The sequence below is a fragment of the Leisingera sp. M658 genome (assembly GCF_025144145.1).
GTDB lineage: Bacteria > Pseudomonadota > Alphaproteobacteria > Rhodobacterales > Rhodobacteraceae > Leisingera.
Genome location: NZ_CP083552.1, coordinates 18093 through 39920, shown reverse-complemented (window position 1 = coordinate 39920; position 21828 = coordinate 18093). Strand labels below are relative to the sequence as shown.

The 21828-nt window shown below is 62.9% G+C and carries 18 protein-coding genes; 12 read left to right on the top strand and 6 right to left on the bottom strand.

Translation table 11 applies throughout. The features are described from left to right. Nucleotides 1-50 precede the first annotated feature (50 nt). Nucleotides 51-1646 carry a GMC family oxidoreductase gene (locus K3724_RS23540; RefSeq protein ID WP_259993329.1) on the bottom strand — a complete coding sequence of 532 codons (1596 nt, stop codon included), beginning with the start codon at nucleotides 1644-1646 and terminating at the stop codon, nucleotides 51-53. Nucleotides 1647-1754: 108 nt separating this feature from the next. Here K3724_RS23540 and K3724_RS23535 point away from each other — a divergent pair, with 108 nt between their 5' ends. The 6 genes from K3724_RS23535 to K3724_RS23510 all read left to right on the top strand — a co-directional run bounded on the left by K3724_RS23535 (nucleotide 1755) and on the right by K3724_RS23510 (nucleotide 8595). Continuing rightward, nucleotides 1755-2987 carry a TRAP transporter substrate-binding protein gene (locus K3724_RS23535; protein ID WP_259993328.1) on the top strand — a complete coding sequence of 411 codons (1233 nt, stop codon included), beginning with the start codon at nucleotides 1755-1757 and terminating at the stop codon, nucleotides 2985-2987. A gap of 97 nt (nucleotides 2988-3084) precedes the next feature. Further along, complete coding sequence (locus K3724_RS23530) at nucleotides 3085-3753, top strand: TRAP transporter small permease (RefSeq protein WP_259993327.1); 669 nt, start codon at nucleotides 3085-3087, stop codon at nucleotides 3751-3753. After that, nucleotides 3753-5111: a TRAP transporter large permease gene (locus K3724_RS23525; protein WP_259993326.1), complete on the top strand. Its 1359-nt coding sequence runs from the start codon at nucleotides 3753-3755 to the stop codon at nucleotides 5109-5111. Before K3724_RS23530 ends, K3724_RS23525 begins: the two co-directional genes overlap by 1 nt. A gap of 13 nt (nucleotides 5112-5124) precedes the next feature. After that, a complete protein-coding gene (locus K3724_RS23520) occupies nucleotides 5125-5898 on the top strand; it encodes an IclR family transcriptional regulator (protein WP_259993325.1) in 774 nt (257 codons plus the stop codon). Nucleotides 5899-6188: 290 nt separating this feature from the next. Further along, the gene (locus tag K3724_RS23515; RefSeq protein WP_259993323.1) at nucleotides 6189-7085 is read left to right on the top strand and encodes a phosphate/phosphite/phosphonate ABC transporter substrate-binding protein; all 897 of its coding nucleotides are present in this window, start codon (nucleotides 6189-6191) and stop codon (nucleotides 7083-7085) included. A gap of 1 nt (nucleotide 7086) precedes the next feature. After that, on the top strand, nucleotides 7087-8595 hold the full coding sequence (locus K3724_RS23510; RefSeq protein WP_259993322.1) for an ATP-binding protein: 1509 nt from the start codon (nucleotides 7087-7089) through the stop codon (nucleotides 8593-8595). 58 nt (nucleotides 8596-8653) lie between these two features. Here the strand turns inward: K3724_RS23510 and repC are convergent, their stop codons facing one another. From repC to K3724_RS23490, 4 genes are all read right to left on the bottom strand, one after another. Beyond that, nucleotides 8654-9895 carry a plasmid replication protein RepC gene (gene repC / locus K3724_RS23505; RefSeq protein ID WP_259993339.1) on the bottom strand — a complete coding sequence of 414 codons (1242 nt, stop codon included), beginning with the start codon at nucleotides 9893-9895 and terminating at the stop codon, nucleotides 8654-8656. 182 nt (nucleotides 9896-10077) lie between these two features. After that, entirely contained in the window at nucleotides 10078-11094 is a 1017-nt protein-coding gene (repB, locus tag K3724_RS23500; protein ID WP_259993321.1) for a plasmid partitioning protein RepB, read from the bottom strand. Next, nucleotides 11091-12302: a plasmid partitioning protein RepA gene (gene repA / locus K3724_RS23495; protein WP_259993320.1), complete on the bottom strand. Its 1212-nt coding sequence runs from the start codon at nucleotides 12300-12302 to the stop codon at nucleotides 11091-11093. Before repA ends, repB begins: the two co-directional genes overlap by 4 nt. A gap of 231 nt (nucleotides 12303-12533) precedes the next feature. After that, nucleotides 12534-13922: an O-antigen ligase gene (locus K3724_RS23490; RefSeq protein WP_259993319.1), complete on the bottom strand. Its 1389-nt coding sequence runs from the start codon at nucleotides 13920-13922 to the stop codon at nucleotides 12534-12536. 380 nt (nucleotides 13923-14302) lie between these two features. On the opposite strand from K3724_RS23490, the gene K3724_RS23485 reads away from it, so the two are divergent. The 6 genes from K3724_RS23485 (at nucleotide 14303) to K3724_RS23460 (ending at nucleotide 20891) form a co-directional block, all read left to right on the top strand. Further along, entirely contained in the window at nucleotides 14303-15478 is a 1176-nt protein-coding gene (locus K3724_RS23485) for a polysaccharide biosynthesis/export family protein (protein ID WP_259993318.1), read from the top strand. 14 nt (nucleotides 15479-15492) lie between these two features. Next, nucleotides 15493-16254: a metallophosphoesterase family protein gene (locus tag K3724_RS23480; protein WP_259993317.1), complete on the top strand. Its 762-nt coding sequence runs from the start codon at nucleotides 15493-15495 to the stop codon at nucleotides 16252-16254. A 183-nt stretch (nucleotides 16255-16437) separates the two neighbouring features. Further along, nucleotides 16438-17199, top strand: a complete 762-nt coding sequence (locus tag K3724_RS23475) for a hypothetical protein (RefSeq protein WP_259993316.1) — start codon at nucleotides 16438-16440, stop codon at nucleotides 17197-17199. Between the two features lie 71 nt (nucleotides 17200-17270). Further along, nucleotides 17271-19586: a Wzz/FepE/Etk N-terminal domain-containing protein gene (locus tag K3724_RS23470; RefSeq protein ID WP_259993315.1), complete on the top strand. Its 2316-nt coding sequence runs from the start codon at nucleotides 17271-17273 to the stop codon at nucleotides 19584-19586. Next, the gene (locus tag K3724_RS23465) at nucleotides 19576-20079 is read left to right on the top strand and encodes a hypothetical protein (protein ID WP_259993313.1); all 504 of its coding nucleotides are present in this window, start codon (nucleotides 19576-19578) and stop codon (nucleotides 20077-20079) included. Before K3724_RS23470 ends, K3724_RS23465 begins: the two co-directional genes overlap by 11 nt. A gap of 146 nt (nucleotides 20080-20225) precedes the next feature. Next, entirely contained in the window at nucleotides 20226-20891 is a 666-nt protein-coding gene (locus K3724_RS23460; RefSeq protein WP_259993312.1) for a sugar transferase, read from the top strand. A 30-nt stretch (nucleotides 20892-20921) separates the two neighbouring features. Here the strand turns inward: K3724_RS23460 and K3724_RS23455 are convergent, their stop codons facing one another. After that, nucleotides 20922-21605, bottom strand: coding sequence for a transglutaminase-like cysteine peptidase (locus K3724_RS23455; RefSeq protein WP_259993310.1), 684 nt, complete (start codon nucleotides 21603-21605; stop codon nucleotides 20922-20924). Nucleotides 21606-21828: the final 223 nt, after the last annotated feature.

Below are 21828 nucleotides of genomic sequence, written 5' to 3'. Positions count from 1 at the left end.
AAACCACAGGCGGCGGCAATCCAGCGATTGCCGCCGTCTCTCTGCTTCTCTCAGTCTGCAGCCATCACCAGATCGCTGGCCTTTTCCCCGATCATGATGGCCGGCGCATTGGTATTGCCCGAGACAATCTCGGGCATGATCGAACAATCCGCCACCCGCAGCCCTTGCACCCCGTGCACCCGCAACCCGGCGTCCACCACCGCATCCGCCCCCTGCCCCATCCTGCAGGTGCCGGTGGGGTGGTAAATAGACACCGAATTGCCGCGCGCCCAGTCCAGCGTGCCCGCGTAATCCTCCATCGCGAGATCCGCATCAGGCCGGAACTCCGCAGCGATCTTGGACGCCAGCGGATTATGCCGGGCAATGCGCCGGGCAATGTTCACCCCGTCCACCAGGGTCCGGCAATCCGTCTCTGTCGCCAGATAGTTCGGGTGGATCTTCGGATAGGTCTTCGGATCCGGCCCGTTCAGCCGGATCTCACCCCGGCTTTCGGGCCGCAGCTGACACACCGACATGGTAAAGGCCGAAAACGGATGCACCCCCTCGCCGGGGCTGTCCGCCGACCAGGGCTGCACATGAAACTGAATGTCCGGCGTCGCCAGATCCGGCCGGGTTTTCATGAAACCGGTCGCCAGACTGGCCGCCATCGTCATCGGCCCGGCCCGGAACAGCGCATATTTCAGCGCAATCCGCGCCTGATTGAACAGGCTGCGCACCTCGTCGTTCAGCGTCGGCTCATTGCATTTGTAGACCAGCCGCGCCTGCAGATGGTCCTGCAGCCCCTGCCCCACCCCCGGCAGATCCACCGCCACCTCAACACCGTTGGCCTTCAGCTGCTCCGCCGGGCCGATCCCCGACAGCATCAGCGTCTGCGGCGAATTGATGGCCCCCGCCGACAGGATCACCTCCTTGCGCGCGGTCAGGCTTTGCCGCTGGCCGGCCCGGTCCAGATAGGTCACGCCAGTGACCCGGCGCCCGTCCAGATCAATCTTTTCTACCAGCGCATTGGTGATGATCTGCAGATTTGCCCGCTCGCGCGCCGGTTTCAAAAACGCCACCGCAGCACTGCAGCGCCGCCCGTTGCGGGTGGTCAGTTGGAAATACCCCACCCCCTCCTGCGCGGCCCCGTTGTAATCGGGGTTGAACGGATATCCCGCCTCCTGCGCCGCCGCCACCCAGGCATCGCAAATCGGGCGCTGAATCCGCATGTTAGAGACTGTCAGCGGCCCGCCAGCACCATGAAACTCATCCGCGCCGCGCTCCTGATCCTCGGATCGTTTGAACAGGGGCAGCACATCGTCCCAGCCCCAGCCCTCATTGCCCATCTGGCGCCAGCGGTCGTAATCCTCCTTTTGGCCGCGCACATACAACAACCCGTTCAACGAGGACGACCCGCCCAGAACCTTGCCCCGCGGCCAGTCGATCGAGCGCCCGTTCAGCCCCGGATCTGCTTCCGTCTTGTAACACCAGTCAACAGACGGGTTATGCATGGTTTTGAAATAGCCGACGGGGATGTGGATCCAGGGGTTTGTGTCCCGCCCGCCGGCCTCCAGCAGCACCACCTTATTGCGCGGATCCGCACTCAGCCGGTTGGCGATCACGCAGCCCGATGACCCTGCTCCGATAACAATGAAATCTGCTTCCACGACCCTCTCCCGACTCTGTCAGGAAAAAACTTCTATACAGATTGCATGAAATATACTAGCTATTTTTGATACCAAACGTCTCAATAATTGATCTTAGGGAGGAAAATTATGGGGGTCACCGACAAACTGAACCGCATATCGCGGCGGGATCTGTTCAAGGTTGCAGGCACTTACGGGATGAGCTCGACCCTGCTGGCGGCCGGCAGTTTTGGCGGCGCGATGAGCCTGGCGAATCTCGCATCAGCCGCAGAATCGACTTACGAGCGGCGCTTTTCCAAGCCCGCCAAACACACGCTGAAATTCGGCGCCTCGGGTTTTAACGCCCGCAACCTGCTGATCGAACGGGCCGGCGCGCTGGAGTTCGCCCGCGACCTTGAATCCCGCACCGATGGCGAGATCCGCATCGAATTCATCGGCGACAACCAGATCTGCGGCCAGCTGAGCTGTGTGGAGAAAACCCAGCAGGGCATCGTTGATATCTACGCTGCCTCCACCCAGAACTCGGCCGGCGGCGCGCCCTATCTGAACGTGCTGGACTATGCCTTCATGTTCCCCGGCCGCGCCTCGCAGTATCATTTCCTGTACCACCCCAAGAGCCAGGAAATCCTGCGCGACCCGCTGGAAAAACGCCACGGGCTGAAATTCCTGTTCAGCCACTGTGAACTCCGCGGCATTCAGCTGGGCCTGAAATACAAGGACGCGCCGACCATTACCAAGCTGGAGCAGCTGTTCGGCACCAAGAACCGCGTCACCGGCACCCAGCTGGGCCGCATCGCCATGAAGGCGCTGAACCTGAACCCGGTCCCCGTCGCCTGGGAGGAAACCCTGGACGGCCTGAAACAGGGTCTGATCGACGGCGCCGAAACCTGGGCCTCGGCAGTGGCCTATGCCAACATGTCGCCGGTGGTTTCGCAGTCGGTGGACCTCAAATTCTTCTGCGGCACCGAACATACCTCAATGTCGGCCAAGGTCTTTGACAGTCTCGAAGGCTACCTGCAGGACGCGGTACTGGAGAGCGCCTATTGGGCGCAGGCCCATGTGCAGGCCGCGAATGAGGCCGCCCTGGTCAAAACCGTCGGTTTCTCCGATCCGCAGCTGCCGGGCACCATGTTTGTGGAAAACGACGTGCGCCCCGCCTTCCTGCCGGACAGCGAAATCCGCATGGCCGAGGAAATGTGCTCACCCGAGTTCCAGCCGCAGCTGTGGGAGCAATGGCGCGACCGTCTGAACGGCTGGGCCGGCGGCATCGACACCTATCAGGAAATCTACAACATCGCGCGCGAGGTCGACAAAGACATGAAGCCCGAAAACGTGGAACCCCGCCGCTGGTGGAAGGGCTGACCGCCGCCTAGGCTGAAACAACGGGGTCCGGCGCCGCAGCACGCGCCGGACCCCGCCCCTCCGGAACGGGAGACCGGGGGCTTGATGGGAGGAACGCATGACGCTCTGGTCTGATATCAGCGCGATTTTCAGCGCATTTGCATCGCAAGACAGCTGGGAAATCCGCAACGCCCTGCAAAGCAACGCCGCCTGGGTGCTTGGCACCCTTGCGGCGGCCCTTGGCGGGGTGCTGGTGATGCTGGTCTACCGGCTGGTGCCGCTGCTGGACCGCCACCTGGAGCGCACAATCATGGTGTGGAGCTATCTGGCCATTGCCTTTATCATCTTCTGGGGCGTGATCGACCGCTTTGTGTTCAAGAACCAGCAGCCCTGGTCCACCACCATCCCGCCCCTGCTGTTCATGGTGATGGCCTGGTTCGGCGCCGCCTTCAACGTGCGCCTGCGCACCCATCTCAGCTTCAACGAATTCCGCACCATCATGCCCCGCTGGGCGCAGATGGGCTGTCTGACCCTGGATGCGGTGCTGTGGTTCGGCTTTGCCGTCATTGTCTTTGTCACCACCAGCCGGATGACGGCGCTGTCGGCGTCGAATTTTCAGATCGTGCTGGGCACCGACAGCGTGCTGCAATGGTGGTTCCTGATCACCGCGCCGCTGGCCTTTATCCTGATGATCGGCCGGGTTTTTGAAAACCTCGCCGATGACATCCGCAACTTCCGCAGCGGCGCGCCGCTGATCAAACAGGCCGTGATCGGAGGAGACGTCTGATGGACACCGGAACCTGGGTTACGCTGATCTCGCTTGGGGTCACCTTTCTGTTCATGCTCGGCGTGCCGGTGCTGCTGGTGATCGGCTATTGGGTCATTGGCTGCTCCTTTGTGCTGGGGCTGACCCTCGACAATATGGGCGCCGAGCTGCTGAACGTCTTCAACAAGGGCTTTGCCCTCTTGGCGATGCCGTTGTTCATCCTCACCGGCGACCTGATCAACCAGTCCGGCATTGCCCGGCGCCTGTCTGATTTCGCCTATGCCTGCCTCGGCTGGATGCGCGGCGGTCTGGCAATGGCCTCGCTGGGCGCCTGCGGGCTGTTTGCTGCGATATCAGGCTCTAACTCGGCGACAACGGCCACTATCGGCTCCATGCTGCACCCGGAAATGGTCAAAGGCGGCTATGACGAGCGCTTCTCGGCCGCCACCGCCGCCGCAGGCGGCACCGTGGGTATCATCATCCCGCCCTCGATCATCTTCATCGTCTACGGCTTCCTGATGAACCTGCCGATCTCAGACCTGTTTGTGGCCGGCATCCTGCCCGGTGCAATGATGGTCGTCGGCATGCAATTCGCCTGCTGGATCATCTGCCGCCGCAACGGCTGGGGCTTCCTGATTCCGCTGCAGCTGAACCGGGTGCTGAAAACCGCCTTTGGCGCCTGGCTTGGCTTCTTTGCCATCGGGCTGGTGCTCTGGGGCATCTACACCGGCAAGTTCTCCCCCACCGAGGCCGCAGGCGTCACCGTCGGTTTCTGCGTCATCGCAGGCGTGCTGTCCTGGGTGGCAACCAAACTCACCGGCGCCGGCAGCGGCAAGACATGGGAGGAGAAATCCTATGCCGAGATGCTGGTGGTCGAAGGCTTCACCATCCCGCAGATCCCCTCAATCGTGGTGCGCTCGGCGCAGATCACCGGCATTCTGGCGCCGCTGATCGCAATCTCGGTGGTGATGCAGCAGATCCTGTCACTGCTGGGCGCCCAGCAGACCATCGGCGATTTTGTCACCTCGATGGGCGGCTACCATGCGGTGCTGTTCACCTCGATGGTGATTGTGTTCTTCTCCGGCATGGTGCTGGAAAGCCTGCCGGTCACCATCATCCTTGCCCCGATCCTGGCCCCCATCGCGGCCTCTGTCGGGGTTGATCCGATCCATTTCTCGGTGATCTTCCTGGTCGGCGCCTCCATCGGCTTCATCACCCCGCCCTACGGCCTCAACCTCTATGTCGCATCCGGCGTCACCGGTGTTCCGTATTTCCGCCTGCTTCGCTATACAGTCCCTTACCTTGCAGCCCTGATCGGGGTCTGGGTGCTGGTCTCGCTGGTGCCCGGTTTCGCGCTGGTGCTGCTGCCGGGTAAGTAGGGATAAGGCAGCGATGGCAGACGACGGGTCCGAAAACAAACCGGGGCAGATCCCCACCAACCTGCGCCTGCTGGTGCTGCTGGAGGAGATCGCCCGCCGCGGCACCGCCGTCAAACCGGCCGAGATGATCGAAGCGATGGGCCTGCCCAAGCCCACCGTGCACCGGTTGATGCAAACCGCCGAGGGTGAAGGGTTTTTGCAGCGCGACCTTGACGGGCGCGCCTATGGTCCCGGCCCCCGCCTGCGCCGGATGGCGCTGGATACCATGTCATCCGAACATCTGCGCACCGCCCGGCTCAGCATCCTGAAAGGCGTGGCAGAGGAGCTGGGCGAAACCTGCAACCTCGCCACCCCCGACCGCGAAGGCATGATCTACCTCGACCGGGTGGAAACCAAATGGCCGCTGCGCATCCAGCTGCCGATCGGCACCCAGGTGCCGTTCCACTGCACCGCCAGCGGCAAGATGTATCTGTCATCTCTGAAGCCCAGCACCCTGCAGGCCGTCCTGCACGCCCGCCCGCTGCAGGCGGTGACCGGGCAAAGCTGCACCGATCCGGATGCCCTCAGCACTGAATTGGCCGCCATCCGCAGCCGCGGCTATTCGACCGACGCCGAGGAGTTCATCTCCGGCATGGTTGCCGTCGCCGTGCCGGTGCGGGACACGCACAGCCGGCTGCTGGCCACGCTGTCGGTGCACGCCCCGGTGCAGCGCCGCAGCCTGCAGGATCTGACAGATTTCCTGCCCGTCCTGCAAAGAGCCGCAGCCAGCCTGTCTGATCTGGCCTAGGCGCCCTGCCTGTCCCGCCGGCGCAACCGTTTCCCGGTTTCCTGCGGCTCCGGCTGATTTGAACGGCGGGCAGCGGTCGGCCCGATTCCGGTGCCGCCTGCCCTGCCCTCGTTTCTGCCCCGGTCCTTGCCCCCGCCCCGGCCCTTGCCCCGGCCTGTCCGCGCGCCGCCGCTGCCAGTGTCATCAGCGCCGCAGACAAGTTAAAAATCGACCTTTTACCTTTTTGTACGCAATTTGTGCGGTAAAGAAGCACTCATCAGTCGCGCTGTTTTTCAAGAATGAGGCCAGCCATGCATTTCAAAAAACCGGTATATCTGCTCTGCCTGTGCCTTGGCCTGTTGACCGGCCAGACCGCCGCTGCCCGGATGCTGGTGATCGGCACCATCAGCGACGAGCCGGTCAAGGAAACCCGCGCCTTCCTGCCCTTTGCCCGGCACCTTGCAGCGCAGCTGCAGGATCAGGGCATCACCGGCGCCAGTGTGACAATTGCTCGGGACATCAGCGATATGTCCGAACTCCTGCGCACAGGTGCCGTCGACATCTACATTGACAGCCCGCTGGTATCGCTGGCGGTCCGTGCTGAATGCGGCAGCCGCCTGCTGGCCCGCCGGTGGAAAAAGGGAACCGCCCAATACCAATCCGTTATCTTTGCCCGCCGGGACAGCGGCATCCGGTCGCTCAAAGACCTCAAGGGCAAGGTTGTCGCCTTTGAGGAACCGTTTTCCTCCAGTGGCTACATCCTGCCGCGGCTCGCCATCGGGGACCGGATCGCCCCGCTGACCGCCCTCCCCGATCCACGGGCCGCGCGCCCGGCCAGCGGCGCCGCCTATGTCTTTTCCGGCGACGATGGAAATACCATCGAATGGGTACTGCGCGGGCTGGTGGATGCCGGTGCCATGTCATTGCAGGGCCTGAAAATGCAGGCAGGCGGCGATTTTGACGATCTTTCAATCATTCTGGAAACCAAAGCCATCCCGCGCCATGTCGTCAGCGTTCCACCTGATGCCTCCGCCGCATTTTCCCGGGCACTGCTGGCTGTGCTGACAGGCATGGATCAATCCGCAGCAGGCCGCAGTGCTTTGCTGAGCTTTGAAGAAACCAGCAAATTCGATCCCATACCCGCACCCACCCTGAACCTGCTGAAGCAATTCCAGACTCCGGTTGCGCTTCTCATCGGCGGGGGCTGATTTGCTTGGATCCAGCCTCAGAACCAAACTGGTGGTCTACACTGTTCTGATCGTACTGGCGGTAGCCGGCGCAATTGCCGCGATCTCGGTCACACTTGCACACCGGACTTCAGCCGAAGCCTATGAACAGCATGTGACCGATCTGGCCAAAACTCTGGGCGAAGCCGTTCTTGAACCTCTTTATGAGTTAGATATCAAACGGTTACGTCAACAAACCGGGGCTGCTTTAGCCAGCGAAGGTGCCATGCGCGCCTTGATCCTGGATGCCGGCACCCGGGTGCTGACAGATGGCACCGACGACAATCTTTTGCGCGGTCAGCGGTTTGCAGATCCGCTTCTGCGCACCGTTGTTGATCACAAACAGTGGACCGTCCTGACAGACGGCAGCCGGATCAGAGTGGCGGGTCCGGTTCTGGCAACAGCGGACACCCGGCTTGGCTATGTGGTGCTTGAGTTCTCCACCGCCCGTCTGGACCAGGAATGGATGGCCCATGTCAGCCGGATCCTGCTGCTGTCCGGATTTTGCGCGCTGTTTGCATCACTTGCCGCCATCATCATGGCCAACCGGATCACCCGGCCGGTCAAACGCCTGACGGTCTTTGCCGACAGCATACGCCAAGGCAGCCGCCCCCAAGACGTCCCTGATTGCGGCCGGGACGAAATCGGCCGTTTGGCACTGGCCTTTGCCGAGGTGCTGACCCATCTCGACCGCAGCAATGCAGATTTGACGGAACTTACGGCCTCGCTTGAGGCAAAGGTAAAAGAACGAACCCGCGAGGCTGAGGCCGGGAACAAGGCCAAATCTGAATTTCTCGCCACCATGAGCCACGAGATCAGAACCCCGATGAACGGCGTGTTGGGAATGGCGTCATTGCTGGAGGAAACGGACTTGGACGAGGACCAGGCGCTGTATGCACGGACCATTTCGGAATCCGGTGAAGCCTTGCTGGAAATCATCAATGAAATACTCGATTTCTCGAAGATCGAGTCCGGCAAGCTGGAGCTCAGAAGCCAGCCAGTTGATATTCGCGACCTGCTTTCGGGTGTTGTCCGGATGCTGGAACCCAAAGCCGCAGAAAGCCGAGTGGCCTTGCGGCTGGAGTATGAACCGGATTTGCCCTCTGCCATTATGGGCGACGAAGGCCGGATTCGGCAGATCATCGTCAACCTGGTTGGCAACGCGGTGAAATTCACTGAGAACGGGGCCGTGACAGTCAAAGTCACCGGAACTAAAATGGCCTTACAGACCCGGTTTAACATCGCGGTCGAAGACACCGGAATCGGTATACCCAAAGACAAGCTGGCCAGCGTCTTCAACGCGTTTTCCCAGGTCAACAGTTCCGCAACCCGGGATTTCGGCGGGACCGGGCTGGGGCTGGGCATTGCCTCCCGTTTGGCACATCTGATGGGCGGCGGAATTGATGTGCGTTCCGAACCCGGAAAAGGCTCCACGTTTACATTCAGCTGTACATTCTCCACGGCCAGGGATTTTGTTTCTGGGTCGAGTTAAAACCCGTTTCCAAGGTGTCTTCACAGCATACGATTGAGGAGTTCACAGCTGTGAACTTTTAAGCGGTTTCGCGGCGGGTCAGTGCCATGATCATTGGGCTGCTGGTAAAATGCCCTGCCGCTGCCTTGGTGCTGAGGTGCCGCAGATATCCGCCGGGAGAACGGATATCGCCGAAACGCTCCAGCATTGCTGCAATCACCACGGAGGCTTCGACGGCTCCCATGGCGGTTTTGGCTTCTTCCCAGACGGGGGTTGAAACCCCCATCATCGGGCGAACGGTGTCTGCGGCGCGCAGAAGGTCGGTCCAGTGGCGGATGGCGCCATCGGCATAGCTTTGGATTTCGCCGCAAGCGGCGAGGATTAGGCGAAGCGGCAGGCTTGGGCCGCTGGGGGCAGGGGCCTTAGGCGGTTGGGGAGGTGTTTCACAGTGCGCTGGCCTTTCTGCTGAAGGTTTCTCAGCATACCCGGGTTCGTCTTTCGATTCCGTATTTGCTGCGTGCGCTGACTTAACAGCCTGTTCAGATTCAAATGAGTCTTTCTTTGAACTCTGATAGTGGTGCTCAATTTGGGCGTCACTGGTGCTCAGTTTCTTTGCAAATACAGGCTCTAAATGTGCTTTCAGGTCACTGAGAGCTGTGCCCAGCTGGTCCCGGATCTGCTCCACTTCGCCGAGATCAAGCTTGCGCCGCAGGCTGCGGGCGCTGAGCAGGGCGAGGTCCTGGTACTGGTCCCAGATGCTGAGATCAGGCCTTTCGGCAGCGCCGCAGAGGGCGAGGTTCAACAGGTCGCGGCGCATCAGGCTGACGGTCTCGCGCAGCTGTTTGATGCGGGCCTGTTCCGCGCGGCCGGCCTCTGCCGCCGCAGAGAATTCCGCGTAGCGCAGGGCGAGGGGAGAGAGGTCGAAGCCATAGGCAACACGGTCGCCCTGATTGCGGCGCACGTAACGTTTGCCGTTGGGGCTGTCGCGGCGGATCAGGATGCCGGCCTGCACCAGCTTGGCCATGTGGCGCCGCATGGTCGAATTGGGCATGCCGTTCAGGCGTTCGCAGATCACCCGGTTGGACGGGTGCACTACCGGGGTGCCGGGCTGAGGGTCGATCATCTTGCCGGGCAGGAAGCTGAGAAGTGCCTGCAGTACCGACACATCACGGTCGCTGAGACCGTAAACCTTGCGGGCGGCGGCCAGTTCGCGCAGCGCGTCCCATTTGCTGACAGCGCTGGTCAAACCAGCCTGTTCGGCGGCAGCCTGCTGTTTCACCAGCACAGCATCCACCGTTCGCCCAAAAGGCGTGAGGGGCATATATCCCATGTGTTCATCACGAAAGACAAAAAAAGAGCGGCCCGCGAATCACATTGGACTTGCGGAAAACGGCTGCTGCCACTAACTTGAAGGTGCTAGAAACAAGTAGGTCTCGTGGAGCTTCGTCTTTGCGGGGCCTTCTTATTTAGTCTGCTCTGTGCCTCCTAAGTTATTGTTATTTATTAACCTTCCGACCGATTTTGCCAACGGTCGTGAAGTTCTTGGATCAGGGTCTGGGCCTCGGCCTCGAACCAGTCGGCAAACTCGCCGCCGGCCAGTTCCAGGTTCACGCCCTTGGCGGAACGGCGCAGGGTTGCGCTGCGTTTGCCGTCGATTGTCAGTTTCTGCGCCGCCGGCGCGGGTTTGGCCGGTGGTTTGGCGGCCTGCGGGGCAGGCGCGGGGACCGCGGCCTTGAACACCGCCTCAAACGCCATCACCGAAGGGTCGGCGGGAGCGCTGTTTGTGCCATCGTCAGTCACCGCGGATATGGCAAAGTCGGTGTAGACCCGCTCGGCTGTTTGGGCCAGCGCGTTGCGGTCAGCCCCGGTTTCGTCAATCGCCCGGGCCAGCGCATCCCAGCGGGGGCGGCCGATGCCCTGGGCCGGGCCGATGGCGCGGGCAAGACCGGGGGTGATGGTCTCGGCAATGGCGATGGCCATGGAGACGGAGGATTTGGTGACGGTCAGAACCTCAGCCACCTGCGACTGGTTGCCAAAGCCGTTTTCGACCAGTTCCAGGGCAAACAGCGCCTTTTCAATAAAGGTGAGGTCGCGGCGGGCCATGTTTTCGGAAATCTGCGCCCGAACGGCGGCGTCATCATCGAGATTGGCCACCAGCGCGCGCACTTTGGCGACCTTATCCGACGAGCGGATCGCCTCCAGCCGGCGGCGGCCGTAGACCAGCAGATAGCGGTCCGGTTCCGACGGGTGGCGGCGCACCAGGACCGGCACGGTCTGGCCGTTTGTTTCAATCGCGTCGCGCAGGTCGATGATGTCTTCGGGATCAAGCCGGTCGGTGATCCGCGTGTCTTCGATCTGATGCGGCTCCAGGTCCCAGACCCGGTGCGAATCCACCGCATCGCGGGCCGAGCGCAGGGCGCGGTTGCTGGTCATCATCGATGACGCCGGGGCAGGGGAGGGCGCCCCGGCAGCGGCGAGGCTGTCGAGCATCGACAGGCGGGATTTTTTGCTGCTGGTCATTTGCGCCCCCATGTTTCCTGAATGAGCTGGCTGATTTCGTCGTTGACGGCGTTCAGGCTTTCGACGGCGCGGTCATAGGTCGAGCGGGTGAAAGCGCTGCGTTCGACCTCGTACAGGGTTTGTTTGGTGAGGCCTGCGTCGGAGATTGCAGTGGATTTCAGCATCTGCGCGTTCAGCACCTTTTCGCCATACATGGTGCGCAGAAAGGCAACGATGCGGTTCTGCGGCGCGTCCGAGGGTTCGTAGCGGGTGAGCAGGTAGCGCATCCAGTCGTGGGACATATCGGCGCCGGACTGGGCGATGACGTCCATCAGGTCGGCGGTCATGCGCAGGAACTGCGACATCGACATCACGTCGAGCATTTCCGGGTGGATTGTCACCAAGACGCCGGTGGCGGCAGAGAGCGCCGACATGGTGAGGAACCCCAGCTGCGGCGGGCAGTCGATGACCACCACGTCATAGTCGGAATCGACCTGTGCCAGCGCCTCTTTGACCCGGAAGAAGAACAATCCGGCGTTGCCCTGGGCCAGGGCGCGGGGGGTGTCGTGCTCAAACTCCATCAGTTCGAGGTTGCCGGGGATCAGGTCGAGGTTCGGAATATAGGTCTTGCGGATCACCGAGCTGATCGGCGCCGGGTCATCATATCGGATGGCATCAAACAGGGTGCCGCCGTCCTTGAGGTCGAACTCAGGCTGCACGCCGTGCAATGCGGTCAGCGAGGCCTGCGGATCCAGGTCGATGGCCAGCACCCGGTAGCCCTTGAGCGCCAGGCGCTGCGCCAGATGGGCGGAAGTGGTGGTTTTGCCGGAGCCGCCCTTGAAATTCATCACGCCGATGATCTGCATATGGTCGGTGTAGCCTGCGCCGTCCTCAGGACCGGTGCGGCGCCCGGGCAGGTAGTCACCGGGTTTGCGGGCGGTTTTTTCCAGCAGCACCCGCAGCGCCTGGATATCCTCGGCGGTGTATTGGCGGCGGTTGCCGGCGGTCAGTTTGGGCGAGGGGCCCTTGCCGTCGAGATGCAGCTTGCGCAGGTAGGAATCATTGACGCCAAGCAGGGCCGCGGCCTCGCCCGAGGTGAATTTGCGCATCGATTTGGTGGCATTCGGGGGGAACAGGCTCTCGCGCTGCGCATGCAGCTGGGCGGCGATCCATTCGGAATGCTGGCGGATGACCGCGTTGAGATCCTCGGGGGTGTATGTATGATCCATCTGCCCTATGTGCCTGCTGTGCGCTGCCGCTCTGCCGTATTGATCCGCGCCTGCCCCCGTGTTTTCAGGTGGGGGCGTGTTCACGGATTTTGGCGTTTGCCGCCGCTTTTCCGTGACTATTGGCCAAAGCGCGGGATTCGCGCAAGTGTTTTCTATATCTGGCGGGGCAGGGGGCATGAACCGCAAGGCATTGCGGGCAGGCGCAGAATCCCTTGTGCGGGGATGACGGGATCAGCTGCGGTGCTGGGTTTCCAGCAGCGAGATTGCGCAGCCGGCACCCAGCAGGGCGGCGCAGTAATAGGCGATGCTGGGTATTTGCAGTGGGAAATCCACCAGTGAATGAGTTGAGACAAAAGCCAGCGCGCCCAGGGTCAGCACCGGTATGGCGCGCAAGGAAGTCCGCAGCCGCAGGCCGGTGAGGCAGGTTTTTAGAATCAGCCGGACGCTTAGGCCCAGCAGCAGCAGGGCGGCAGGCAGGCCGAACCCCAGGGTGAGTTCAAGATAGGAGTTATGGGCCCGGTGCCAGCTGCCTTCGGTGCCGAGGCAGACCGGATCCCGGTAGCCGGGGAAGACATCCACGAAGGTGCCAAAGCCGGTGCCGGTCCACAGGTTGTCCCGGATCGCGGCCAGGGTGGCGGCCCAGGCGCACCAGCGCGGATCGCCGGACGTGCCGCCAAGCCGCGAGAACACCGGCTCGCCGAACAGGACCAGCAGCAGGCAGCCGCCGCCCAGCACCAGCAGTACCCGGCGGGTGCGCCCGTTGCGGCGCGCTTGGGCTGAGACAATGGCCAGGCACAGCACCAGCAGCGGCAGGCTGAGCAGGGCGCCAGCCCGCGACCGGGTTGCGATGATGGCAATCAGCACCGCAAACAGCAGCAGCCAAAGCGCGGGCTGCACAAGACCGGTGCGGGCAGGGGAGGGGGCCGGGCCGGCATGATGCCCGGTCCGCGGCAGCCGGGGCGCAGGTTTCAGGATCTGGAGACTGCCGGCCAGGGCAAATGCGGTGAGACCAAAAAATGAGGCGGCAACGTTGCGGTTCACAAACACGCCGGAGAAGCTGCCGTAGCTGACCGGGTAGCTGGTAAAGACCTGTGCCTGGGGAAAAAACACCTCAAGCACCATGGATATGAGCACAATGGCGGTGCCGGTCAGCGACAGCGCAACCCAGACGCGTTTGGCGGAGCGGGGGGATTGGCACAGGAGCAGGGTGCAAAGAAACACCAGCCCCGGCAGAATCAGCGCCGGCAGCGCCGCCAGGGTGCGCAGCGGGTTGAGCGAGATATAACCTGCGTTGAGGTCCAGCGCGGCACCGGCCTGCTGCCAGACCGGGTGGGTCAGAGGGCCGATCGGCAGCGGGACCACTTGCATCCCGCCCCAAAGCGCTGGCAGGGTCAGGATCAGCGCGGTGGATCGCACCAGCCGGCGGAGGCCGGCGGAGGTGGTTCTGACCGGCAGGCAGAACAAGGCCAGCAGGGCGGCCAGGCACCCAGTGGCCTGCGCATAGGGCGGCGAAACGGAGCCGTTGAACAGGGCGGCCAGGAACAGGGTTGCCGTCAGGCCGGCACGGCAGAGATCCCGGTAACGGTGTGAAGGAAGCGCAAGGGGTGTTCTATGCAGCACGTTTGTTTCGCCCAGAGTTTCGTTCAGAGTTTCCCCCGGTGTATTGCCCAGTGTTTCCCCGGTCAGCCGGCAGTTGGATCAGCCTGTGATACCGGACCGGCAGGAGGGTTGCCGCCGGGCAGCTGCCTGACAGGGCGGCTTTCACGGAGAGCGCGGGTTCCGGCAGATCGCATGGAGAACCTTTGAAGAATACAGTGGTTTTTGATTTCAATTCATTGCCGGATCAAATTCCCCTATTTGGATTATACAACCTGATCCGCAAAGGGATCATAAAATTTTATTAGAACTCTTTTTTTTCGGCAATTTCTGCTAGAAAGGCCATTGGGGCGGTATGTTTCAGCCTGCGCAAAACGCTTTGGACGAGTGGAATTGAAAACCCGATGATTTGCAAACGATCCCTTGGTCTTCTGTTTGTGCTGCTTCTTGCGGGTGCGTGCAGTTTTTTGCCCCGCAACGGCCCGGATGAGGCCGCGATCCTGGAAAAATCCGCCAGCCATCTGCAGGCCGATGATGCGACGCTGGGCTATAATTATGTGGTTGTTGATGTGAACCGCGAGGTGATCCCGTTTGTCACCAAGGACGACAGCAGTTCGTTTGCGACCTTTGGCGCCAGCAGCGCCGAGGTGCCAAGCATCCGGCTGGGTGCGGGCGACGTTATTCAGATCACCATTTTCGAGGACCAGTCCGGCGGGCTGTTCATCCCCAAGGAGGCCGGGGTGCGGCCGGGCAACTTTGTCACCCTGCCAGCCCAGGAGATCGGCCGCGACGGCATGATTTCGGTGCCGTATGCGGGCAAGATCCGGGCGGCCGGCAACACGCCTTCGGCGGTCGAGGACATCATCGAGCGCCAGCTGGAGGAAAAAGCGATCAACCCGGCGGTGACGATCGAGGTGGTGGAGGCGAACTATCCGCGCGCCTCGGTGATCGGCGAGGTGAAGGAGGCCGGTGTTTTCACCCTGCGCAACAGCGGCGACCGGGTGCTGGATCTGGTGGCGCAGGCGGGCGGTATCACCGGCGAGGATCATGAGACTTTTGTCACCCTGTCGCGGGGACGGCAAAGCGCCAAGATCGCCTATGAGGCGCTGACGGCCAACCCGCGCGAAAACGTTTTTGTGGCGCCGGGGGACAACATCAATATCTCCAGTGAGAGCAAGAAATTCTACGCCTTCGGCGCCACAGGGTCGGTGGGGGAGTTCACGTTCGGCGCGGCGGCGGTGGATCTGAACGGTGCGGTTGCCCAGGCGGTTGGCCTGGACGACAACCAGGCGGACCCGGCGCATGTGTTCATCTACCGCACCGAGCACCGCCATGCGCTGAAGGAGATGGGCGTCGATGTCTCGGGCTTTGAACAGCACGATATTCCAACGGTTTACCGGGCCAATTTCCGCAAGCCTGACAGTTTCTTCATGGCGCGGAATTTCGACGTGCGGGACGGGGATGTGGTTTATGTCTCCAACGCGGATTCCGTGGCGGTCAGCAAATTCTTCGGGCTGGCGACCACCATTTCAGGCGACACCGTGCAGATAGACGGCGATCTGTCGAACCTGTCGAACTAAGGGGCGCAGGTATCATGCATGGGTTTTTCAGCCGGTTCCGCAACACGGCAAAAAGGCGCAAGGCCGCAGAGTTTGCCCCCCTGGCCCCGGCAGAGGATTTTGTGGCGGTGGGGGACATTCACGGCTGCTATGATCTGATGGGCCGGCTGCTGGACCGGATTGCGCTGCGGCCGGACTGCGGGCGGCTGGTGTTCCTGGGCGATTACATCGACCGGGGCGAAAACAGCGCCCAGGTGCTGCAGGCGCTGCACGGGCTGCAGGTCAGCAACCCTGACGCGGTCTGCCTGCGCGGCAACCACGAGGACATGCTGCTGGGGTTTCTGGACGATCCGCTGGGCGAAGGGCCGGGCTGGCTGCGGCATGGCGGCCGCCAGACGTTGGCAAGTTTTGGCATCGCCGCGGTGCATGCGGGGATGCCGGACCTGAACTGGATTGCAGCGCGCGACAGTTTGCAAAACAGGATGGGCGCCGGGCTGATCAGCTGGATCCGCACCCTGCCGGCGTATTGGCAGACCGGCAATGTGGCGGCGGTGCATGCGGGGGCTGACCCCGCCTGTCCGCTGGAGGCGCAGGAGGATTACCATCTGGCCTGGGGTCACGGCAACTTCGGGCGGGTTCCGCGCCAGGACGGGGTGTGGATTGTCCATGGCCACACAATTGCTGAGGAGGTGCGCGCAGAAGGCGGCCGGATCTGCGTGGATACCGGCGCTTTTGCAACCGGAAAGCTGAGTGCGGTTGCGGTGCGCAATGACGGCTTTGAGGTATTGACCGCCTGACTGTCCGGCACAGGCCGGGAAAAAGGCTGGGAAAGGGGCAGGAGTGCAGTTTATCGGGGAATTAATTAAAAGCGCGCCGATCCATCAGGTTAGGGTAGTTATTTATGCACGCAGTGGGTGCATATTCCAGGTGCAGGCGCGCGGGCCCGTCCGCGCCGTGAATTGGGTGTTTGAGGCCATGATATGAGTTTTGCATTTTCTACAAGAGCCCGTCAGGTGCTGGCGGCTGGTTTTGTTGCAGCCTTTGCAGTGTTTGCGCCGCCCGCATCGGCGCAGACGGCGCAAAGCGCGGCGGGGACAGGCGGGGCAGGTGGCGCGGGCCGGGCGGAGACCCCGCCGCCCCGGGCGGAGGCAAGCCCGGCGGCGCTGGCGCTGTTCCTTGCCGATCCGGCGGGGTTTCTGAGCCAAGAGGGCGATCTGGCGGCACTGATTGCCTCAGTCGCCCTGACGGATCCCGGTACCGCGGCCCGGATTGCTGCCCTCGCCTCAGCGGAGGGGGTCAGCGCAGAGCAGGCCGAGGCCATTGGTGCAGGCCTGGCGCAGGCCGCAAGCCGGATGACGGCGGAAGGGAATTTTCAACAGGGTACGGCCATCCTTGTGGCGGTTGCGCAATCGCCCTCTGCCGGGCTGGCGGCGGGTTTCACCGCCGCCTCGGGGGATGTGGAGACGGCGGCCATAAATCCTGCCGCGCCGGGGGCATCCGGCGCCGGGCTTGAGGCTCCGGATGCGGCGGCGGGCGGCGGTGCTGCGGACATCGGCGGCGGTGCTGCGGCTGCAGGCGGCACGCCTGCCACCGGCGGCGGCGTACCGGGCGGCAACTCTGCGGGCGGTGTATCCGGCAGCACTCCGGGCGGCACGCAGGGCGGCGGCAGCTCCGGCGGCGGCAGATCCGGGGGCAGCAGTGCAGGCGGGGTGCCGGGCGGCGCTGTCAGCCCGGCCGGCTAGGTGATGTCCCGGCAACACCTGCGTTTGCGTACAGCTGCTTCGGCCGCCGTTTGCCAGTATTCAGGTGCCAAATGCAGAAGATGACCCATGAACCGATGCGGGTGCCGCAGGTGCCGGACGGCGGCGGGGCGCAGGACGACGGTCTTGACCTGATGCGGATCTTTGCGGTGGCGCGGCGGCGCTGGCCGGTGCTGCTGCTGGGGCTGATGGCCGGGCTGCTGCTGGGGATCGCCTATGCGGCGACGGCAACGCCGGTCTATACAGCCTCGGCCCATATCAGCGTCGGCTCTGCGGATGCTGAAAACGCCCGCGAGCTGTCCGGAGTGTCGGGCGTCCGGCTGGACGAGGATCAGATCACCACAGAAATCCAGGTGCTGCGGTCCGAGCAGATCGCGGCGCGGGTGGTTACGGCGCTGGATCTGGTGCAGAACCCTGCGTTTCTGAGCGAACCCAGGACCGGGCCGGGGCGGGCGGCTGAAGGGGTGAAAGACCTGCTGCGGCTGGCAGCGGCAACGGCTGTATCCTGGGTGCAGGACGAACAGCCCGCAATTCCGCTGACGCCGCAGGAGCTGGCGGAAGCCGCCCGGCAGGATGCTGTCAGCCTGCTGCGGGACAATGTGTCGGTGCGCCAGGTGCAGCGCAGCCGGGTTCTGCAGATCACTTATACCTCGGTCTCCCCGGCGCTGTCGGCGCGGATCGCCAATGCGGTTGCCAATGCCTATATCGAGGATCAGCTGGCCTCGAAATACGAGGCAACCCAGCGCGCCACCAACTGGCTGAAGGAGCGGTCGGACCAGTTGCGGCTGCAGTCCGGCCTGCTGGACAAGGCGGTCGACAGCTTCCGGCGCGAGAACAATCTGGCAGGGGCAGGCGGCGATCTGTCGTCGGATATTGAGCTGGAGCTGCTGAACAAGCAGGTGGCGGATCTGCGGGCGGAACTGCTGGCGCTGCAGGCCCGCAGCAACCGGCTGAATGAGATTGTCGCGCAGAATGACACTTCGGCTTTTGTCAGTTCAACCGCGAGCCAGTCGATCACCGCAAACCTGCGCAGCCAGTATCTGGAGACCCTGCGGGACTTCAACTATCTGCGCAGCAGCCTGGGCGCGGATCACGCGCAGACCCGGCGGCGCCAGCGCGAGCTGATCCAGCTGGAAGGGCTGATGTTCGAAGAGATCAAACGCTCGGAGGTGGTGGCCCGCAACGATGTGCATGAGGCCCGCGAACGGCTGGCCAGCCTGGAGGCCGCGCAGACGGTTGCCGCCGAACAGCTGGGGGCGGACAACACAACGCTGGTGGAGCTGCGCGAGATGGAGCGCAACGCCGGGACCGTGCGCAGCCTGTATACCAGTTTCCTGCAGCGCTATCAGCAATCGCTGCAAGAGCAGAGCTTTCCGGTGTCGGACGCGCGGATCCTGAATCCGGCGCGGGTGCCAGAATACCCGAGTTCGCCGCAGCTGGCCAAGATCACGGCCCTGGCCGGCATTCTGGGGGTGCTGCTGGCAGCGGGCTGGAGCGCTGTGCGGGAGGCGGTGGACACCAGGCTGCGCACAGAAGATCAGATCAGAGATATCCTTGGGCTGGAGTTCCTGGGCGGGCTGGAGAAGATTGCGCCGCCGCAGCACCCGCCGGAGGCGGCGGATCTGCAGCTTGGCAGGCGGGAGGTGCGGTTTCCCGCCATCATGCGCTATGGCGCGGACAAGCCGCTGTCGGTCTTTGCCGAGACGCTGCGCACCGGCAGGATGAGCCTGACGCTGAAGGCGCCGCAGCGCGGTGCCAGCCAGATCATCGGTGTTGTGTCCTGTTTCCCCGGCGAAGGCAAAACAACCACCGCTGCCAATTTCGCGGCCTTGCTGGCGGCGCAGGGCGCCTCGGTCATGCTGATCGACGGCGATTTGCGCAATCCGGGCCTGACCCGGTCGCTGGCGGGCGGTATTGAACAGGGCCTGGCGGATGTGCTGCTGGACGGGGCGGATTGGCAGGACGTGCTGTGCATTGAACAGGCGACCGGGGCCCATATCCTGCCGAACCGGCCGGGCCGGGCGGTGCATACCGGCGAGCTGCTGGGCGGCCCGGCGATGGAACATCTTCTGAGCGCCTGTGCGGCGGTTTATGACTGTGTGATCCTTGATCTGCCGCCGCTGGGGCCGGTGGTCGATGCGCGCGCGGTTCTGCACAATCTGGACGGGCTGTTTTTTGTTGCCAAATGGGGCGCCGCCGATGTGAACCACGCCGCCGCGATCCTGGGCAGCGACCCGCGGCTGCGCGGCAAGTGCTATGGTGCCTTTCTGAATATGTTCGACGCGAAAAAAGCCGCTGCTTATGGCAGTTGCGAGGGGTCGTCTTATGGCTGCGGGAGGGGCTACGGCCGCTATTACAATGACAGCTAAGGCCCTGCTTCTGGCGTTGGCGGCCCTGTGCGCAGGATTGCAATGGCAGGCTCTACGCAGCCATCTGAACCACCAGGCGCATCACCGCCTGGCCGCAGAGGCCGGGGCAGGGCGGCTGGAGACGGCGGACAGCGGACTGATGGCGGCGCTGCTGGCCGCGCCAGCCGGTGCGGCAGCGCTGTTTGATCCGCATCTGCACCGCAGCCGGGCGGTTTTGCATCTATACGCGGCGGATCTGATAGCGGCGGCAAACGGCCTGGACCCGCTGCGGCCCGTACCGGACCCGGAGACAGTTGCGGCCCGGGCAGCCGCCCTGCGCCAGCTTGAGGCAGCGCTGGCCCGGCAGCCGCTTGACGGGGATCTTTGGTTGCGCCTGGCTGTGACGGGACGGGCGCTTGGCCTGCCGGAGCGGCAGCTGGAAACCTATTTGGAATTCTCAAGACTCTCCACCCCTTACGAAGGCTGGATTCTGCGGCGGCGAAGTTCTTTCTAGCTTAATGCAACTCACGCATGTTTAACTGTGTCGTTTTTTAGAATCAATTGACACAATTTTGACTTAATACATAATTGCCTAATGTTTGCCCGCTTGATTGCGGCAAAAGGTTAATATTTTTGTTAAACCTTAGGTGATTAAGTTCAATGTTTGACTTTGAAGTCCCAGAACGGGATCTGCCTTATAATTCAGTCCGTCCGCCGCCCCGCAGCACCCTGTCCGGGTTTGTGTTTGCCGGGGTAAAGCGCATGTTTGATCTGGTTGTCAGTTGCGCGATCCTGCTGCCGCTGGCACTGATGTGTGCCTCGGGTCTGCTGCTTCTCAATCCGTTTTGGAACCGGGGGCCGCTGCTCTATTCGCAGCGGCGCATGGGGCGGGGCTGCCGCCCGTTCACCGCCTATAAATTCCGGACAATGCGCCCCGCGCCGGAAATCCGCCGCACCGCTGATTGCCCGCTGGAAGAAGAGCGGATCACCCCGCTTGGGCGGTTTCTGCGCCGCGTCCGTTTGGATGAGCTGCCGCAGATAATCAATGTTTTTAGGGGGGAAATGAGCCTGATCGGGCCGCGCCCGGACTATATCGGCCATGCCCGCCGGTTTCTGTCTGATGTGCCGGGCTATCAGGAGCGGCACGCGGTGCGCCCCGGCATCAGCGGCTGGGCCCAGGTGGAGCTGGGGTATATCGAAGGTGTTGATGCCACCCGGAACAAGGTGCGCGCCGATCTGCATTACATCGCCAATGCGGGCTTTGCCATGGAAGCCCGCATCGTGTGGCGCACCCTCAGCGTGATTGCGCGGCGCGGCGGCGCCTGACGCCTGTGCGGACCCGCGGCAGCGGATGGCTCAGGACAGCCCGCCCCCGGCTTGCGGCGCGGCAACCGAATACCAGGCTTTTGGATCTGTTTCCGATTGGATCTTCAAAAACCGGTATCCGGTTTCCCGCCAGGGCCGGATTTCATTTGTGAGATTGTCCAGGGCGAAATCCCCGCCGCGAAAACGTGCAATCAATACAGCATGGCCGGTGCCATCCGGTGTCAGCACCGTTGCCAGCCGGAGCGATGCAGACGGCCAGCCCAGATCCAATAATCTTTTACGCTTTAAAAGTGCATAGTCTTCGCAATCGCCGCGCACTGCATTCAGCCGCCATTCATCGGCAATTCCCTGCACGGTGCCGTCCGCTTGCGGGGTGATGTCCCGGTTTACCGCCAGATTGATCGCCACCACCCCGGCCAATTGCGCCTGAGCTGAGCCGGCAGGCTGCGGGCTGCCGCCGCGCACTGCGCATTGACCGGGGTGGCGCAGGCAGAAGCGGGCATGGGCCAGGGGCGGCAGCACTTGCCGGGACACCGGCACCAGGGCGGGGGGGGCCTCTGCAGAAGGCAGCGGCTGAACGGCGGCGGCGGAAGTGGCCAGCGCGGCTGCCATCAGGCCGGCGGCGAGCATCCTATGGATGCCGGGAAGCAGCAGATGCCGCATGCGGCGGCCAAAGCCCTGCCCGGGGCTGGGTTCCGATTGCCGCTGTGCCATTGCATGTTCCTCGCAGAATAAATCCGGTCGAGGGCAGGTCTATCGGCGCAACCGGGAACAGCTGAGGGGCCGCTGTGGCTAGAAAATGGCTCTTGGTTTCAATTTATTAGGAATTGCTGACAAAGCGTTACCCGCGGGCCCGCAAAGCGGAAACCCTGCGCCGCGCAGCGGCGCCGGGCCCAACCGGAAGAGGCTATCTGTGATAGCGGATGACGGACGGGAG

Coding starts and splice junctions, on each gene's coding strand:
- K3724_RS23535 (WP_259993328.1), top strand. CDS start 1,755: ATGGGGGTCACCGACAAACTGAACCGCATATCGCGGCGGGATCTGTTC.
- K3724_RS23530 (WP_259993327.1), top strand. CDS start 3,085: ATGACGCTCTGGTCTGATATCAGCGCGATTTTCAGCGCATTTGCATCG.
- K3724_RS23525 (WP_259993326.1), top strand. CDS start 3,753: ATGGACACCGGAACCTGGGTTACGCTGATCTCGCTTGGGGTCACCTTT.
- K3724_RS23520 (WP_259993325.1), top strand. CDS start 5,125: ATGGCAGACGACGGGTCCGAAAACAAACCGGGGCAGATCCCCACCAAC.
- K3724_RS23515 (WP_259993323.1), top strand. CDS start 6,189: ATGCATTTCAAAAAACCGGTATATCTGCTCTGCCTGTGCCTTGGCCTG.
- repC (WP_259993339.1), bottom strand. CDS start 9,895: ATGCCCCTCACGCCTTTTGGGCGAACGGTGGATGCTGTGCTGGTGAAA.
- repB (WP_259993321.1), bottom strand. CDS start 11,094: ATGACCAGCAGCAAAAAATCCCGCCTGTCGATGCTCGACAGCCTCGCC.
- repA (WP_259993320.1), bottom strand. CDS start 12,302: ATGGATCATACATACACCCCCGAGGATCTCAACGCGGTCATCCGCCAG.
- K3724_RS23485 (WP_259993318.1), top strand. CDS start 14,303: ATGATTTGCAAACGATCCCTTGGTCTTCTGTTTGTGCTGCTTCTTGCG.
- K3724_RS23480 (WP_259993317.1), top strand. CDS start 15,493: ATGCATGGGTTTTTCAGCCGGTTCCGCAACACGGCAAAAAGGCGCAAG.
- K3724_RS23475 (WP_259993316.1), top strand. CDS start 16,438: ATGAGTTTTGCATTTTCTACAAGAGCCCGTCAGGTGCTGGCGGCTGGT.
- K3724_RS23470 (WP_259993315.1), top strand. CDS start 17,271: ATGCAGAAGATGACCCATGAACCGATGCGGGTGCCGCAGGTGCCGGAC.
- K3724_RS23465 (WP_259993313.1), top strand. CDS start 19,576: ATGACAGCTAAGGCCCTGCTTCTGGCGTTGGCGGCCCTGTGCGCAGGA.
- K3724_RS23460 (WP_259993312.1), top strand. CDS start 20,226: ATGTTTGACTTTGAAGTCCCAGAACGGGATCTGCCTTATAATTCAGTC.
- K3724_RS23455 (WP_259993310.1), bottom strand. CDS start 21,605: ATGGCACAGCGGCAATCGGAACCCAGCCCCGGGCAGGGCTTTGGCCGC.